The organism is bacterium, assembly GCA_021371935.1.
Classification (GTDB): Bacteria; Armatimonadota; UBA5829; order UBA5829; family UBA5829; genus UBA5829.
Window position 1 is genome coordinate 43,353 of sequence record JAJFVF010000002.1, and the last position, 16,005, is coordinate 59,357.

Here is a 16,005-nt window from a genome sequence, read left to right on the forward strand (position 1 = left end):
TGATGCATCTTGCATTTCATCTCCCTTCTAAAAAGTAAGAGGATCTATATATGCCACTTGTTGTGGGTGTCTCCTTTAGAAGGGTGGGTAAAGTCTACTACTTCGACCCCGGTGAGCTTGCGCTCCACGAGGGTGATTTTGTTATAGCCGAGACCGCGCGCGGAATTGAGTTCGGCGAAGTCGTCCTTGAACCGCGCGAGGTGTCCGAAGAGGAACTAGTAGCCCCACTCAAGGCTGTTGTGCGCGTTGCCACAGGCGATGACTTGCAGCGTGAAGCATCCAATCGGGAAAAAGAGAAACACGCTTTTGAAGTGTGTGAACGCAAGATCGCCGAGCATGGCCTTCCAATGAAGCTGCTGGAAGCTGAGTGCGCATTCGACGGCTCACAGGTCACATTCTCATTCTCGGCGGACGGCAGGATCGATTTCCGCGAACTGGTCAAGGATGTGGCCGGAGCATTAAAGACCAAGGTCCAACTCCATCAGATTGGTGTCCGTGACGAGGCCAAGTTGATCGGCGGCTACGGAGGCTGTGGGCGTTCGCTGTGCTGTGCGACTTTTCTGAGCAACTTTGAACCCATCTCAATGAAAATGGCAAAAGACCAGAGCCTGTTTCTTAATCCGGCGAAGTTTTCCGGTGTCTGTGGAAAACTGATGTGCTGCCTGAGATATGAGCACGAACACTATAAATACGCTCAAAAAAGGCTGCCGGCCGTGGGGGCAATACTGCAGCTCGATGACGGCAGGGCGAAAGTGATCGACGTCAATGTGATAAACAACATGATCACAGTCGAGACTGAGCAGGAAGTCCAACTCCATATCCACGCCAGCCAGCTCAAGCTCGAAGGTCTGTGCAGGCGTCACGGTGTGGCATGCAATATGACCGAAAAGAACTGCCAATGCCTGCTTGCCGGTGATGCAGACGAGTCCGCCGATATAGATATAGAAGATGAGATCGATGATGAAATCGAGGATGAGATCGAGCAAAACCCTGAGGTAGCCGATCTGCTCGACGATGTGGTTTCATCTGCGCCAAAATCCAGTGGAGTGACTTTCCGTGACCCGCATCGAAGCGTGGATCAGAACGCATACAATTCTTCGCCTGACAGCCATAACGGCAATAATAACGGCGGTAATGGTCACGATCACCCCCAGCGAAAGAATAGAAATCACAGGAATCGCTCACAAAAAAGTCGCAATGGCAGCCATTCAAACCGCAGCCAGCCCGAAACGCCGGGGGAGAGCTAATAAGTGCCGATATATGAGTACGAGTGCAAATCCTGCGGCAAGTGCTTTGAAAGATTGATCAGTATGAGCCGCGCAAATGAGGTCGAGTGCCCGGCATGCGGATCGGCTGAGGTTAAGCGGCTTATGTCTTTGTTTGCATCACGCGTTGCCGGCGGGTCGTCTTCACACTCCAGCAGCTGCGCCGGGTGCGCGTCCGGCAATTGCGGCTCCTGCGGATGCGGCCATTAAACCAAGGAAGAGTGTATTGTAAGTTGGACCTCACTGCGGAGGATACACTGTAATCGGCGCCTTGAACTCCAATGGGTGCGATGAGTTCAAGCGGATCTTCAGGAACCAGAGAACGGATATTGCAGTGCCTTCGACTGTTGGAACAGAGTCTTCGGGCACGTGAAGCTCAAACCTGCCTTCGATGAACCCGGCATCAGGGCTGGCGGGCACTATTGTCATCGATTGCACGACCTCACATGCTATCTCCTTGCGCGCAGTACCCCTTGCCCATTCACAGTTTTCAAGAGATGCAACCACCTCTTTGATATGTATGTGCTTCGGGTTGGCTATCACATAACGCCCCGTCACTCGTTTGCCCTGTTCCACAGCATGCTGCATCATCTCGACATTGATGCTGACTCCGCCGCTTTGGAGCGTCCCATCAGCCGACGGATAGCTCAATGCCACTGGACCACTCTTGCGGTTGCGAGGCACGAATACGACAGGAATCTGCTTTGAGACCTCGATTTTTTGGCCGAGAAGCAGTTCCAGGCGTGCTGTGACCGTGTAATCGATTCTGCCGGCCTTTCCCTCATAACTTGGAGGCAGCGAGGAAGGAAGGGGAATTGAAAATGGATACAGGTGCTCGCCGGAACTCAGACTGCGTCCTGTGTCTCTGCCCAGAAATTCGTTCCACAGCCTTGACATGCGTTCATGTCGAAATCCTGGATTCTCTCTACCCGTAAGGAGTATCTCTCTACTGAAAAACGGTATAGGTTTGCTGTGTGGTAACAACGAATCGGCGACGGTTTCACTTCCGGTTATCGATATAGCAAGAGAGCGGATATTGATCTGTTTGGAGACACGAAAGAGAGCCACACCGCTAAGCTGCCTGCCGGTGGTGAAAGCATTCCGACCCAAATGCAGCTCGAGCGCTGGACTGGGACCGCGCATTATCCGAAATACATCACCTTTGATTTCCATTATGCCTATGGTAACTCAGAAAGGGCTTGTTTTCAAGAGGTTATCAAGACGCCGCAACTGTATATTTTCAGCAGGGGTTTTATTATTGTACAGTTTGTGCAATAATAATACGCTCATAGGAACCAATTGACCATATTGAGCGTCTATAAGCAAGATAATCGTGGAAGGGAGGCGGTATTGATGGCACAAGAGGCTGTTGAGTTTATCGAAACTCCCGATTCCTGCGAGGTGACAACTGAATACGACAACCGGATAGAAAATGATATCGAGATCGAACCCGACTCAGAAGAACCCGAGGACATGGAGTCCTATCATAAAAGGGAAGAGATCGAGCAGAAGTTCGCCCGGTATGAGCGGAACTACAGGGCTCGCAGGATAAGGGAAATAACGATTGCCCCAGTTAAGAGAAAACGGGGCAGACCATCTAAGATTGCAGCTTAGCCGAATACGGAATTGAGTCCGTCTCGAATGAGTATCTCTGAGGCGGACTCGATTTTTGTCGATCAAGCACCTATCTTCAACAGCTCTATCTCAAAATGCAGGGTCGAGTTTGGAGGAATTGTGCCCATGTCTTCAGAACCATAGCCAAGAGCTGGCGGTAAAATGAGCTGGCGTACGCCGCCCTTTTTCATGCCCTGCAAACCCTCATCCCAACCTTTTATTACCTGGCCCGATCCTACGTTGAATGAAAAGGGTCCCGCACCCGGCTTTTTCGTTGAGTCAAAAACCGTGCCGTTATCCAACCAGCCCTTATACTCTACAGTGACGCTATCGCCGACCTTGACCGCTGGACCGGTTCCGACTTTTGTATCTTTATATTGTAAGCCGGACTCTGTGGAGATGAAGCCGTCTTCTGATTGTGTCTGAGCATCTGATGTGGCAGCAGACTCAGATTTTTCTTTAGCCGGAGCAGGTGTCTGCGTCTGTTTGGTCTCCTCTTTACCGCATCCGATAAGTGCGAAGATAACGCCAACGGCTAATAGTATCGCGAGAAGTGATCTCATATTCTAAGTCCTTTCCTGATGGATTTGCGGTGATTTTTAATTAGAATCTTTCAATAGGGCTTTAAGCAGTACATACACCACATAGCCCACCAGCACTACAATAGCTGCGCCTATCGCGAAGGAAACAACGGCAATGGTCAGCCCTATGACAATCCTGATCACGGCCAGAGCCACAGCCACAGCAACTATCCCGACAATGACGTAGGCTATAATAGTCAGCCAGTTTTTCTTTCCACTCATATGCATCGCCTCCAGGTAATGACTGTTATTCGACAGGCAATACCCAACTCCTCTTTAATACCTCACCAGCGAACACACCTCATAGTTGTTCAGAGATTTTCGCCCTTTGAGAAATAGAAGCTCGATGATGAAGCTCAGGCCCATAACAGTGCCACCCAGTTCTTCAACCAGTTGAACAGCAGCCTTTGCAGTGCCTCCTGTGGCGAGCAGGTCATCGACTATTGCAACCCTCATACCCGGCTCAATGGCGTCTTTATGCATCTCGACCGTGTTTGTGCCGTATTCGAGATCATATTCCGCCTGGATGGTATCCCATGGCAGCTTGCCCTTTTTGCGGACCGGAACAAACCCCAATCCTAATTCTATGGCTACAGGAGCGCCTAGGATAAAGCCGCGTGATTCGATTCCCACGATCACATCGGGTTTCATTGGTTCGACACATTGGGCAATCGAGGCGACAACCTCATTGAAAGCTTTCGGATTTTGAAGAACAGGGGTTATGTCATAAAACAAAATGCCGTCCGAGGGAAAGTCGGGCACATCGCGTATGATCTGTTTCATAGTCTCTTCGGTTATCATAGTGGCGGCCTCCGGTCTGCTTTATATGAGATTCTTTTTGTACGGCGGTCTGATAATACCCTTCTCAGTTATTATCGCCCCCACATATTCCGCTGGGGTGACATCAAAACTGGGGTTTGCGACCTGAACACCCACCGGCGCAATCCTGCGCCCGTCTATGTGAGTCACTTCTTCGTGCGGTCTCTCCTCGATGGGTATTTCATCACCCGAAGCTATAGAAAAGTCGATTGTAGAGAATGGGGCTGCTACGTAGAATGGAATCTTGTGATGGTGAGCGAGCAGCGCGACTGAATATGTGCCAATCTTATTGGCAACGTCTCCATTTGCCGCAATACGGTCCGCACCGACCACCACACAGTCTATCTTGCCCTGGCGCATAAGCCAGCCCGCCATGTTGTCCGAGATTAGGGTGACCGGTATATTGTCGCTCGCGAGTTCGAAGCAGGTCAGTTTCATACCCTGGAGCCGGGGGCGAGTCTCGTCGGCATATACATGAATCTGCTTGCCTGACTCGACCGCCGCACGAATGACTCCCAGAGCCGTGCCGTACGCAACACAGGCAAGCGAACCTGCATTACAGTGAGTGAGCACATTTCCATTATCCGGCAATAGTCCGGCTCCATTTTTGCCGATCAAGCGGCAGACATCTTCATCCTCTACGAGCATCATCTCGCCGAGTGATTCGAGTGCTTGGACTATATCATCGACACCTGAACCGGCCCTTACAGCCGCATGTGCAGCATCGAGCATCCGGTCTATTCCCCAGAACAGATTGACTGCAGTCGGGCGGGTATTCTTGAGCACATTCGCTGCGTGTGTCAGTTTATCAAGCAAGATATTGGCATCGGATGTATGCGATGCTCTGGCGGCTATCACGATTCCCAGTGCGCCAGTGACGCCAATCGCCGGCGCACCGCGGACTTTCATGGTCTTAATGGCGTCTGCTATGCTCTCATAGTCAGAAAGCTCGATTGTGACCAGTTCAGATGGAATCCGCGTCTGGTCGATCAATATTACTTTGCCGTCTTTGTAGTCTACTGTGCGCTGCAATCTCTATCATCCTACCAAATATCTGTGTTTTGGCATCTTAAGTATCAATCACAAATACTCCGCCGCAAACAGAAACTTGCTTATATGCAACTGTCATGCCCATAGAACTCAATATGTCAACAGCATTGTCGGCAATCCAATAGTACTCATCCGGATCCCATAGCTGGGCAAATATTTCACGAGCGGAATCGAAAATTTGCTGAGACGGAAATGCAATGTCGCCAATTATCATACGACCGTGATCAACTAGATAATCGTTCTTTAGGCGCCTAAGCAATTCGACTTTAGTGGGTATGTCGAACTCATGAAACACATAGGCAGACACTATCCGGTCGAAGCGACGGTTCAAGACTTCCGGCCATTGACCGAGCAAGTCAGCCTGAACGAAATGACAATTGGGCAAGATAGCCTTTGACTTAGCAAGCATTTCAGAGGAGAAATCAATTCCCCATACCTCGCGTGTGGAACCAGCGAACAAAGACGCAAGATTACCGGTTCCCGTTCCCAAGTCAAGTATGGAAAGCGATCTTATCGGCCTGGCACAGTCGACTATCTCATTAAGAACTTGATCGTAGCCCGCAAATGGAAAGGCGTTTGCTCCAGCGCCGGATGGATCGTAGTTGCGTGCCCACTCATCAAAAAGCGCTATTCTCTCCGAATTGCTCATCATCCCAGCCGGGCATTCTCAAGGGCGTGTGCGCACGAGCAGTCTCGAGTCTCGGGCATCTTCTCGACCATCTCAAATATCAAGTTCTTCACGCGCTCGTTATTCGCAGTGAGGACTTTCACTACCTCGCTTGCATTAACCGGTTCTGCTCCGCCCTCTGCTACAATGCCCACGTCATAGTCGGTTATAAGTGCGATATTGACATAACAAATCTCCTGCTCAAGAGCAAGGATGCACTCAGGATATTGGGTCATGTTGACCACATGCCAGCCCATTCTGGTAAACCACAAACTCTCGGCTCGACTTGAAAACCTCGGTCCCTGGATGCAGACAGTCGTGCCGCCATCGTGCATCGTCACTCCCTGGCTCCTGCCTATCTCCACGGCAAGTCTGCGCAGCACAGGGCAGTATGTATCGGCTGAGGAGACATGTGTCACTATAGGACCGTCATAGAAAGTATCTTTGCGGCCATATGTGCGGTCGACGAACTGATTGCAGACTACGAAATCACCCGGCTTGATATCCGCCTGCAGGCTGCCGACCGCATTTGGACCTATTATACGTGTAACGCCAAGCTTTTTCATCGCCCAGATATTCGCTCGGTAGGGGATCATGTGGGGAGGAATATTGTGCGTCTTACCATGTCTGGGTATGAATGCGACACGCTTGCTCGCAATTGTGCCGAGCGCAATCACATCACTCGGTGCGCCGTATGGAGTGTCGAACTTGACTTCCTCGACATCATCCAGAAGCGAATAGAACCCGGAGCCGCCTATGACTCCTATTTCAGCCTTGAGTTCTGCCATGTTGCCTCCATATGCGTCGAAAAGTTGGAAAGTCAAAAGGTTAAAGAGAATATGGCAAACACCCAACTTTTTGACTTTCAAACTTTCAGACTTTTTGACCCTCTATTTTTTCCAAAGCCTGCAGAGCAGCAGCTTGTTCGGCCTGTTTTTTACTTTTGCCGACACCGCTTCCGAGCCGCCTGTCATCGAGCATGACTTCTACAGTGAATGTCTTATCATGGTCTGCGCCTTTTTCGTCTATGACCACATAGAGCGGCGCTTTCTTGTGAATACCTTGAGTGTATTCCTGGAGGAGAGTCTTGTAATCGCGGATGTGTTGTTTGCGTTCGACATCCTTGAGAATTGAGTCCAGGGCTCTGAGAATGAACTGTCGTGCGGCCTCCAGACCTGAATCCAGGTATATGACCGCCACCAGTGCCTCGAACGCATCCGCCATGATCGAGTGTCTTTTTCTGCCGCCGCTGGCTTCCTCGCCCGAACTCATCAGAATCATATCCTGTAAACCGAGCTGTTTGGCGCTTTCACTGAGCACTGGCTCGCTCACGGCCACCGCTTTGGCCTTGGCGAGCTCGCCTTCACTGCGTTCAGGGAATTGTGTGTAGAGGTACTCGGCGATTACAACACCCAACACTGAGTCGCCCAGAAACTCAAGCCTCTCATTTGACACGGCCTCAGCCGATTCCCCCAGATATGACCTGTGGGTAAGAGCTTGCCGCAGAAGCCCCAAGTCTTTTATCTCTACACGCAGCTTTTGAACAATCTGTTCGAGTGTTTTCTGATCGAGGGTCATCTCTGGTGTCAGCCCTCAGCTGTCGGCAATAATTGTTGCAGACGGCTGAGAGTTGTTCTACCCTTTCTTAAAATCGATCCGCCACTTAATGCGCCGTGAGCCGAGAATCTCCATTTTCCCTGTTTCAATATAGCGTGTACGCCGGGCTTTGTCCAGGTCCAACAGGACTTTCTCTTTCTCAGGGTCGCGAGGACGCCGGCCAGGAACACGGCCTTCAAATCTATTCTCAGCATCTATAAGCTTCAGAAAGATTTCCTGTTTGCGGCGTTTCCAATCGCGGTAGTCAACTTTTTTCATATCCCGGCACTCTTCGCAAGATCGTTCAGTGCATCGGATACTCTTTCTTCCTCTGCTCGCTGGATGATATATTCCCAATCCATGTCTTTTCCGCCAAGTGTAATCAAACGGCTTGCCCATCGTCCGTCCTCGGTGGATTTCCAGTGCACATAAGCATTCAGCCTATCGATGATCAAATCCTCAATTCCGAGAATGCATACGAGCATATCATCAATCTGAACTTCAATTACACGAGCCATGCCCTCCGACAGTGATGCTGAAGGAGCTTCAATTGCGATATCGATATCCTCTCTGACCCAGTATCGACCGCGCTTAATGAAACCCAATTCGGACATTGCATCCTCTACTTTAGGGGATGTCGGCATAACCACATCTATGTCCTTAGTCGTATAACCGCCGAGTGTATAGAACTGGACTGCTCCTCCACCTACCAGAACAGGCGTAATTCCCAACTCCTGCAGACGCCATGTAATTACGGCAAGCGTAAACAGCCGCCGATCAAGTATATCATCTATCTCGGCAGCTTTGTCCAGTCGTATTCTAGGGTCGTCCCGGCTTGCCATTTAAGATGTGCTTCCTTTGAATTATCAAGTGAACACCTTACTTCAGTCTGCCTACAGCCTCAGCTATTCTATCCATGCCCTTTTCAATATTATCCATGGAAGTTGCATACGAAAGGCGAATATAGTTGTCTGCGCCAAATCCTGCCCCAGCCACTACCGCCACCTTTGCCTCATCCAACAGCCAGCTCTCCACACAGCCCGAGCACTTCAGCACTCTGCCATCCACACTTTTGCCGAAAAGACCGCTGATATTCGGAAACACATAGAATGCGCCGCCCGGCATAGCGCAGGTAATGCCGTCAATGGCGTTAAGCCTTTCGACAATATACTTCCTGCGCTTGTCGAACTCGGTGACCATTTCATCGATTATCTCCCGCGGGCAGGCAAGCGCTGCAACCGCAGCAGGCTGGGTAAACGAAACCAGGTTCGATGCACTATGGCTCTGAATCGCCTCCATTGCATCAACAATCTCTTTCTCTGCAGCCGCATAGCCCAAGCGCCAGCCAGTCATAGAAAATGCCTTTGAGAAACCGTTGATCGTGATCGTCAGTTTCTTGATCTCATCTCCAAAGGACGCAATGCTCACATGCTCACGTCCATCATAGATGATCTTTTCGTATATCTCATCAGAGAGCACGTAAAAGCCTTTTTCGACAGCCAAGTCGGCAATCTGCTTGATCTGTTCGCGATTATAGACCCCGCCTGTCGGGTTAGACGGGCTGTTTAAGATCAGCATTCTGGTCTTGTCTGTAACCGCCGCCCGTAGTTTTTCAATTGGAACGGTAAAGCCAGTGGATTCGTCCGCATCGACATATACGCACTTGCCGCCGGCAAGCCCGACTATCTCAGGATAGCTGACCCAGTATGGAGCAGGAATAATCACTTCGTCACCGGGGTCGACTGTCGCCAGCACGGCATTATAGATCGAGTGTTTTGCGCCGAGGGAAACAATCACCTGATTGGGAGCATAATCCAACCCGTTATCGCGTTTGAGCTTTTCGCAGATCGCTTTTTTCAGATCGGGAATGCCACCGGTTGGAGTGTATTTTGTGAACCCGGACTGAAGCGATTTGACTGCTGCATCTTTGATACACTGTGGAGTATCAAAATCAGGCTCACCTGCACCGAAACCGATGACGTCTATTCCATCCGCCTTCATCTGCTTTGCCTTCGCAGTCACAGCCAATGTCGGTGAAGGTGATACTTTTTTTGCTCTCTGCGATATATTTGGCATTTCCTTACTCCTGGTTTGATGGTCGGATAGCTTGATGGTTTGATAGTAACCCTCCGGCACTGTCTGCCTTAACTATCAAACCATCAGTCCATCGAACTATCAAACTTTTTTAAATATCAGCGTTGCATTCTGGCCGCCGAAGCCGAATGAGTTGTTCATCGCATACTCGATCTTGGCTTGGCGCGCCTCATTCGGGACAAAGTCCAGATCGCACACCGGATCGGGTTCTACTAAATTTCTTGTAGGCGGGATCACCCCATCTGTTAAAGCCTTGATGCAGGCAATACTCTCGACTGCGCCTGCCGCCCCCAGCAAATGGCCGATCATGGACTTGGTGGAGCTGACCATCACATTATAGGCATGATCGCCGAACGCTCTCTTTATGGCTTCAACCTCACCAGGATCACCCACAGGAGTCGAGGTGGCGTGTGCATTTATGTAATCGATCTTTTCAGGAGCAAGCCCAGCACGACTGAGCGCATTCTGCATACTCCTGCATGCGCCGTCAGGGCTGTTTGCGACCATGTCATAAGCATCAGCTGAACACCCATATCCGACAATTTCAGCATAAATCTTTGCACCGCGAGCCTTGGCATGTTCCATATCTTCGATGACCAATATACCAGAGCCTTCACCCATCACAAAACCGTCTCTGTCTTTATCGAATGGACGGCTTGCATGCTCAGGGTCGGCATTGTTGGTGGACATAGCCTTCATAGTGCAAAAACCCGCGCATGAAAGTGGCCTGATTGCTGCTTCCGCCCCGCCCACCATCATAACGTCTGCATCACCGCGCTTTATCATGTGCCACGCCTCTCCAGTCGAGTGGCTGGCTGTGGCACATGCCGTCACTACGGCCATATTCGGACCCTTAGCGCCGGTTATTATCGCAACCACGCCGCTCGCCATATTTGAGATCAGCATCGGCACAAAGAACGGGCTTACTCTCCGCGGGCCGCTTTCCCAGATTACTTTCTGCTGAGTCTCCCATGTCTCGACCCCGCCAATACCCGAGCCGATGAGCACACCCACGCGAGGCGCGTTTTGCTCGGTGATGATAAGACCGCTGTCATCGAATGCCATCTTTGCCGCCGCGACACCAAATTTGGTGAATTGATCCATTCGTCGCGCAAGTTTGGCATCGGCATAGTGTGTTATGTCAAAATCTTTTACCTGCGCCGCTATCTGGGTCGGGTGCTCAGAGGCGTCGAAGTGAGTGATGGGAGCGATGGCGTTCTTGCAGGCCTTAATCGACTCCCAAAATTCATCGACCGTGTTTCCCAACGGGGTGACGGCGCCAAGACCGGTTATGACTACTCTTCTATCCTGCATAAAATCCTCATAGAATACAGTTATAAACCACAGGTTACAGTAGGCAAGGCTCAGCAGGAGCTTCGCCCTCCCGTTTACTGTAACCTGTTAGCCTGTTGCCTGTAACCTAATTAAGCCGACTTGCTGTCGATATAATCGACTGCCTGCTTGACTGTGGTGATCTTTTCGGCGTCTTCGTCCGGTATCTGGACCTGGAACTCGTCCTCAAAGCCGATTACGAGGTCGACCACATCCAGCGAGTCTGCGCCGAGATCGTCGACAAATGACGCTGTCTCAGTGACTTCGCCCTCGGACACCTTAAGCCTGTCAACTACTACTTTCTTTACTCTCTCCAGAGTTGTTGCCATAATAACTTCCTCCTCACATAACCATTCCGCCGTCTACGGCGATTACTTGTCCGGTGACGTAGCTCGACATCGGTGAACATAAGAAAAGCACCACTTCAGCCACATCATCCGGGCTACCGAGTCGCCTCAACGGTATCTGCTGAGCGATTCCAGCCTTTGCATCCTCAGGCATCTCCTCGGTCATCACTGTCTGAATAAAGCCGGGCGCGACCGCATTGACATTAATACCACGCGAACCAAGCTCCTTGGCCGTGGTCTTGGTCAATGCAATAACACCACCCTTGGAAGCGGAATAGTTTGCCTGTCCCGCATTCCCCATAATCCCCATCACGCTCGCCATGTTCACAATCCTGCCGCTGCGCTGGCGCATCATCAACTTGGCTGCCGCTTTGGAGCAAATGAACACTCCCTTGAGGTTTGTGTCCAAAACCATGTCCCATTCCTGCTCGCTCATGCGAACCAGCAGGTTATCACGAGTGATCCCGGCATTGTTGACTAGTATATCGATCCTGCCGAACTTGTCAACAGCAGTCTGGACCATCTTATCGACATCGTCGGGGTTAGAGACGCTGCCGTAGACTGCAAGAGCCTGGCCGCCCATATCCTCGACTTCCTTCGCCACCGCCTGAGCGGCTTCCGGCACAAAGTCCGCGATCACGATCTTCGCACCCTCTTTGGCAAGCCTCAAGGCTATCGACCTGCCGATGCCTTTGCCTGCTCTGCCCGCGCCCGTAATCAGCGCTATCTGTCCTTCTAGTAACAATTTGATACTCCGTTTTGTGAGTTCTTAGTTATGAGTTTTTAGTTATTGGTTATCAGAGCTTCCAGCGATGCCTTATCACCGACGGAATACACCTCGACGTCCTTTGCGATCCGTTTGATAAGCCCGGCAAGCACTGAGCCTGACCCTAATTCTATAAATACTTCGGTGCCCAAGTCAAGCATCGCGTTTACGGACTCTACCCACCGCACACTGCCGGTGATCTGCTTCGATAGATTAACTTTGACCTCTTCCGCTTCACTTTCGGTCTGGGCGCTGTAGTTTGCCACCACTGGAATAGATAGATTACTTATCCGGCTGGCATGCAAAGCCTCGAGCAGAGCATCTGCCGCATCTTGCATAAGAGGCGAATGAAATCCTCCACTGACACTGAGCGGCACAACTCTTTTCGCACCCATCTCTGAGGCTATCTCAGATGCCCGCTTAACTGCATCCGTTTCGCCCGATATCACTGTCTGGATTGGGCTATTATAGTTAGCTGCCACTACAACCCCTGCATCCGATGCCTTTGCGACCACATCGCGTACCTGATCGGAAGACAGACCCAGGATGGCGGCCATGGTTCCATGGTTGGCCTGGGCAGCATCATTCATCAGCTTGGCGCGCTCACGCACGAGCTTGAGCCCGTCGACAAAATCATAAGCTCCTGCGGCAAAAAGCGCAGCGTACTCACCCACACTGTGACCCGCCGCAACAATTGGCTTTAGCCCTGAAGCCGCGGCGACAATATATGCAGCGCAGGATGTGACATAGAGCGCAGGCTGAGTGTTGATAGTCAATGTCAGCTGGTCTTCGGGTCCATTGAAACAAAGACCGGAAAGCGAAAACCCCAGCGCTTCATCGGCCATATCAAACAGGACTTTGGCCTCGTCAAACGACTCGTAGAGGTCTTTGCCCATGCCTATAGCTTGTGAGCCCTGCCCAGGAAAAACAAATGCCAGTTTCTTATCTAGTAGACCCACTTCATCACTCCTGCCGCCCATGTGAGGCCTGCACCAAAACCGACTGTGACGACCGTATCGCCTTTTTTAACCTTGCCTGCCCCCAATGCTTCGTCCAGAGCTATCGGTATGGAAGCTGCCGATGTGTTGCCGTATTTATGTATGTTTACAAAAAACTTGTCTTTGGGAAGCCCGAGCCTTTGGACAGCGGAATCGATTATCCTGACATTTGCCTGATGAGGGATAACCATATCGATGTCATCAGTTGTCATACCGAGGCTTTTAAGTAACCGCTCAGTCGCTTCACTTTGAATCTTTACAGCAAACTTGAATACTTCGCGGCCTTCCATGTGAGTCTTGTTGGCATGGGCATCGAGTGATTCATGCGTAAGAGGATTCCGTGTCCCGCCGCCTGGAATACACAAAACATTTGAACTCTTGCCGTCCGAACCAAGATCGAACCCGAGCATACCCTCGTCCTTGTCGACAGGACCAACAACCGCTGCGCCTGCACCGTCTCCGAAGAGGATGCAAGTGGAGCGGTCAGTCCAGTTTGTGACTCGGGTGAGCAGGTCAGCGCCGATAACGAGTATGTGGTCATACATGCCGCTGGTAATAAAGCCGTTTGCAACAGCAAGCGAGTATACCCAGCCCGAGCAGCCTGCTCCCAGATCGAATGCAGCGGCTTTTGTGCAGCCGAGAGCATTTTGGACTATGGAGGCCGTGGCGGGATATTGCATGTCCCCCGTCACTGTGGCCAAAATTATCATGTCGATGTCATCCGGCGCCAGCCCGGCGCGGCCGAGAGCGATCTTGGCAGCCTTTGTCGCGTAGTCGCTTGTCGCTTCTCCATCGGCAGCCATACGCCGTTCGGAAATTCCGGTCATCGTGCGGATCCATTCATCGCTTGTATCGACCATCTTCTCCAGATCCGCATTTGAGAGAACCTTATCAGGTACGGCCGAACCGACACCTATAATTCCCGCATTCCTATGGTTAGACATGACACATCCATTCTTTCATAAACATCATATAAAGGTCAGAACCCACGGCTAGGCGTTGCTTCCTACCTGCTGCTCCTGCTTTTCCGTCGCCAAAACACTTTCACGTATCGTTTTGACAACGTGACCATTCACCGCTTCTTTTGCTGCCCGCACGGCATTGGCAACCGCCCACGCATTAGACCGGCCATGACCGATAATGCACACACCGCTAAGACCGAGCAGGGGCGCACCGCCGTATTCGGCGTAGTCCAGCTTCTTCTGCAGACGCTTGAACATCGGCGCAAGCAATAATATTGGAATCTTGGCGAGTGGATGCACATTAAGGTCATCTTTGATGACCCCCATCACATGCTCGATCAGGCCTTCGGCCACTTTGAGTGCCACATTGCCCGCGAAACCATCCGCGACGATGACGTCTGCATCGTTGCTCAGCAGGTGTCTGCCTTCGACATTGCCGACAAAGTTTAGTGAACTTGCTGCCAGTTCTTCATATGCGGCTCTGACGACCTCGTTACCCTTGCTCTTCTCTTCACCAATGGAGAGCAGCGCAACACGCGGATTCGGAATTGAGAAAACTTTCTCCGCATATACACTGCCCATCACAGCAAATTGCTTCAAGTTATCGGCGCTGCAGTCTGCGACCGCACCTGCGTCAAGCATTATTGTCGGGCCATTTTTCCCCGGCCAGACGCACGCAATGGCCGGGCGATCAATACCCTTGATCCTGCCCAGCCTGAGTGTTGCGACCGCCATGGCCGCAGCTGTATTGCCGACACTGACCATGGCATCGGCCTCACCTTTTTTGACCATAGACGCGGCAACAACCATGGACGCGTCACGCTTCGTGCGGACGGCATCCACATGGTCGTCCATCGTGATCACTTCCGAGGTGTGTCTTATCGTAACTCTATCAGACGCGGCAAACTCAGCCGGCAGATGATGACGTATTGCCCCCTCATCACCGACAAGAACTACATCCACGTCGTGCAGTTTGCTGCCCTGCGCCGCTCCCTTGACTATCTCAGCGGGAGCAAAATCGCCACCCATCGCATCGACGGCAATTATCATGCGTGAATCCCTTCAACGCCGCCAGTTTGCAACTTATTCGGCTTTCTGCTTTTCCTTGATTTCTATCACCAGCCGGCCGTTGTAATAGCCACACGACGGGCAGGCATGGTGCGGCTGCGATGGAGCATGGCAGCGCGGGCATTCCGAAACGGTCGGCACGTTGAGCTTGTAATGCGTTCTGCGCAGACGCGTCCTTTGATTTGAATGTCTTCTTTTCGGTAAAGGCATTTAGTTCTCCTTAATCAATAGCGAAGAGTGGAAAGTGGAGAGCTAAGAGTCCACTTACACCCTTGAAATTCACGACGAATTATTACTCGTCTTCTTCGAGCAACTCTGCGAGCGCACCAAACGGAGATTCATCACTCTCCGCCGGGCATCCGCATGGCCCCTGATTGAGGTCCTTGCCGCAGTGCGGACAAAGACCCTTGCACTCATCTGAGCACAAATTCTTGATCGGAACAGCGACCGCTATATTCTGGCGCAGCAGCTCTGTCAGGTCGAGAACATAGTCCACAAACAGCGGCTCTTTCTCGTCCTCGGGAAGCTCCTGCTCTTCCAGCACCTCGATCGTGTGTCCCGGTATTTGCAATTCTTCTTCTATCGGCAGCCTCAGATCGATTGTATACGTTTTAAGACACCTGGTGCACTCAAGCTCAATGATTGTCTCAAAGTGTCCCCGTGTCACTATATGCTTGCCGGTATTACTAAAAGTTACTTCACCGCTTATCGGCTTGATGCATTTGATCCCGCTCTCCGGGTCATCAATAGGCGGCTCATCTATATTATACTTGATTCGCTTGCCAAGGTGCGATGCTATTTCACTTAGATCGAGTTTCATTGGTCAGCACCTGTATTCTATGACTT

Annotated in this window: 22 protein-coding genes; 3 read left to right on the forward strand and 19 right to left on the reverse strand. The window is 51.2% G+C overall.

The window, feature by feature from the left end; all coding sequences use genetic code 11:
- The first annotated feature begins 50 nt into the window (after positions 1-50).
- Both LLG46_00220 and LLG46_00225 read left to right on the forward strand, forming a co-directional pair.
- Positions 51-1,247, forward strand: coding sequence for a stage 0 sporulation family protein (locus LLG46_00220; GenBank protein MCE5321719.1), 1,197 nt, complete (start codon positions 51-53; stop codon positions 1,245-1,247).
- Between the two features lie 3 nt (positions 1,248-1,250).
- A complete protein-coding gene (locus LLG46_00225) occupies positions 1,251-1,475 on the forward strand; it encodes a zinc ribbon domain-containing protein (GenBank protein ID MCE5321720.1) in 225 nt (74 codons plus the stop codon).
- Between the two features lie 30 nt (positions 1,476-1,505).
- On the opposite strand, the gene LLG46_00230 is transcribed toward LLG46_00225, so the two are convergent.
- Positions 1,506-2,438 carry a hypothetical protein gene (locus tag LLG46_00230; protein MCE5321721.1) on the reverse strand — a complete coding sequence of 311 codons (933 nt, stop codon included), beginning with the start codon at positions 2,436-2,438 and terminating at the stop codon, positions 1,506-1,508.
- A 177-nt stretch (positions 2,439-2,615) separates the two neighbouring features.
- Between LLG46_00230 and LLG46_00235 the strand changes: the two genes are divergently transcribed.
- The gene (locus tag LLG46_00235) at positions 2,616-2,879 is read left to right on the forward strand and encodes a hypothetical protein (GenBank protein ID MCE5321722.1); all 264 of its coding nucleotides are present in this window, start codon (positions 2,616-2,618) and stop codon (positions 2,877-2,879) included.
- A gap of 62 nt (positions 2,880-2,941) precedes the next feature.
- Here the strand turns inward: LLG46_00235 and LLG46_00240 are convergent, their stop codons facing one another.
- The 18 genes from LLG46_00240 to LLG46_00325 form a co-directional block, all read right to left on the reverse strand.
- Complete coding sequence (locus LLG46_00240) at positions 2,942-3,442, reverse strand: FKBP-type peptidyl-prolyl cis-trans isomerase (protein MCE5321723.1); 501 nt, start codon at positions 3,440-3,442, stop codon at positions 2,942-2,944.
- 36 nt (positions 3,443-3,478) lie between these two features.
- A complete protein-coding gene (locus LLG46_00245; GenBank protein ID MCE5321724.1) occupies positions 3,479-3,682 on the reverse strand; it encodes a hypothetical protein in 204 nt (67 codons plus the stop codon).
- Positions 3,683-3,736: 54 nt separating this feature from the next.
- A complete protein-coding gene (locus tag LLG46_00250; GenBank protein ID MCE5321725.1) occupies positions 3,737-4,261 on the reverse strand; it encodes an adenine phosphoribosyltransferase in 525 nt (174 codons plus the stop codon).
- A gap of 21 nt (positions 4,262-4,282) precedes the next feature.
- Complete coding sequence (gene mtnA, locus LLG46_00255; protein ID MCE5321726.1) at positions 4,283-5,311, reverse strand: S-methyl-5-thioribose-1-phosphate isomerase; 1,029 nt, start codon at positions 5,309-5,311, stop codon at positions 4,283-4,285.
- A 37-nt stretch (positions 5,312-5,348) separates the two neighbouring features.
- Positions 5,349-5,981 carry a class I SAM-dependent methyltransferase gene (locus LLG46_00260; protein ID MCE5321727.1) on the reverse strand — a complete coding sequence of 211 codons (633 nt, stop codon included), beginning with the start codon at positions 5,979-5,981 and terminating at the stop codon, positions 5,349-5,351.
- A complete protein-coding gene (locus LLG46_00265; GenBank protein MCE5321728.1) occupies positions 5,978-6,784 on the reverse strand; it encodes an S-methyl-5'-thioadenosine phosphorylase in 807 nt (268 codons plus the stop codon). The genes LLG46_00260 and LLG46_00265 overlap by 4 nt, the downstream gene beginning before the upstream one ends.
- A gap of 85 nt (positions 6,785-6,869) precedes the next feature.
- Complete coding sequence (rnc, locus tag LLG46_00270; protein ID MCE5321729.1) at positions 6,870-7,574, reverse strand: ribonuclease III; 705 nt, start codon at positions 7,572-7,574, stop codon at positions 6,870-6,872.
- A gap of 57 nt (positions 7,575-7,631) precedes the next feature.
- A complete protein-coding gene (locus LLG46_00275) occupies positions 7,632-7,871 on the reverse strand; it encodes a hypothetical protein (GenBank protein MCE5321730.1) in 240 nt (79 codons plus the stop codon).
- The gene (locus LLG46_00280; protein ID MCE5321731.1) at positions 7,868-8,434 is read right to left on the reverse strand and encodes a nucleotidyltransferase family protein; all 567 of its coding nucleotides are present in this window, start codon (positions 8,432-8,434) and stop codon (positions 7,868-7,870) included. Before LLG46_00280 ends, LLG46_00275 begins: the two co-directional genes overlap by 4 nt.
- Positions 8,435-8,471: 37 nt before the next feature.
- Positions 8,472-9,668 carry a pyridoxal phosphate-dependent aminotransferase gene (locus tag LLG46_00285; protein MCE5321732.1) on the reverse strand — a complete coding sequence of 399 codons (1,197 nt, stop codon included), beginning with the start codon at positions 9,666-9,668 and terminating at the stop codon, positions 8,472-8,474.
- 99 nt (positions 9,669-9,767) lie between these two features.
- Positions 9,768-11,000 (reverse strand): beta-ketoacyl-ACP synthase II, encoded by a 1,233-nt coding sequence (fabF, locus tag LLG46_00290; GenBank protein MCE5321733.1) that lies wholly within the window; start codon positions 10,998-11,000, stop codon positions 9,768-9,770.
- 110 nt (positions 11,001-11,110) lie between these two features.
- Positions 11,111-11,347, reverse strand: coding sequence for an acyl carrier protein (gene acpP / locus LLG46_00295; GenBank protein MCE5321734.1), 237 nt, complete (start codon positions 11,345-11,347; stop codon positions 11,111-11,113).
- Positions 11,348-11,360: 13 nt separating this feature from the next.
- Entirely contained in the window at positions 11,361-12,110 is a 750-nt protein-coding gene (gene fabG / locus LLG46_00300; GenBank protein ID MCE5321735.1) for a 3-oxoacyl-[acyl-carrier-protein] reductase, read from the reverse strand.
- 38 nt (positions 12,111-12,148) lie between these two features.
- A complete protein-coding gene (fabD, locus tag LLG46_00305; GenBank protein MCE5321736.1) occupies positions 12,149-13,111 on the reverse strand; it encodes an ACP S-malonyltransferase in 963 nt (320 codons plus the stop codon).
- Positions 13,078-14,073, reverse strand: coding sequence for a ketoacyl-ACP synthase III (locus LLG46_00310; GenBank protein ID MCE5321737.1), 996 nt, complete (start codon positions 14,071-14,073; stop codon positions 13,078-13,080). The genes fabD and LLG46_00310 overlap by 34 nt, the downstream gene beginning before the upstream one ends.
- A 48-nt stretch (positions 14,074-14,121) precedes the next feature.
- Positions 14,122-15,141 (reverse strand): phosphate acyltransferase PlsX, encoded by a 1,020-nt coding sequence (plsX, locus tag LLG46_00315; GenBank protein ID MCE5321738.1) that lies wholly within the window; start codon positions 15,139-15,141, stop codon positions 14,122-14,124.
- Positions 15,142-15,174: 33 nt separating this feature from the next.
- Complete coding sequence (rpmF, locus tag LLG46_00320; GenBank protein MCE5321739.1) at positions 15,175-15,369, reverse strand: 50S ribosomal protein L32; 195 nt, start codon at positions 15,367-15,369, stop codon at positions 15,175-15,177.
- Between the two features lie 82 nt (positions 15,370-15,451).
- Positions 15,452-15,979 carry a DUF177 domain-containing protein gene (locus LLG46_00325; protein ID MCE5321740.1) on the reverse strand — a complete coding sequence of 176 codons (528 nt, stop codon included), beginning with the start codon at positions 15,977-15,979 and terminating at the stop codon, positions 15,452-15,454.
- Between the last annotated feature and the right edge of the window lie 26 nt (positions 15,980-16,005).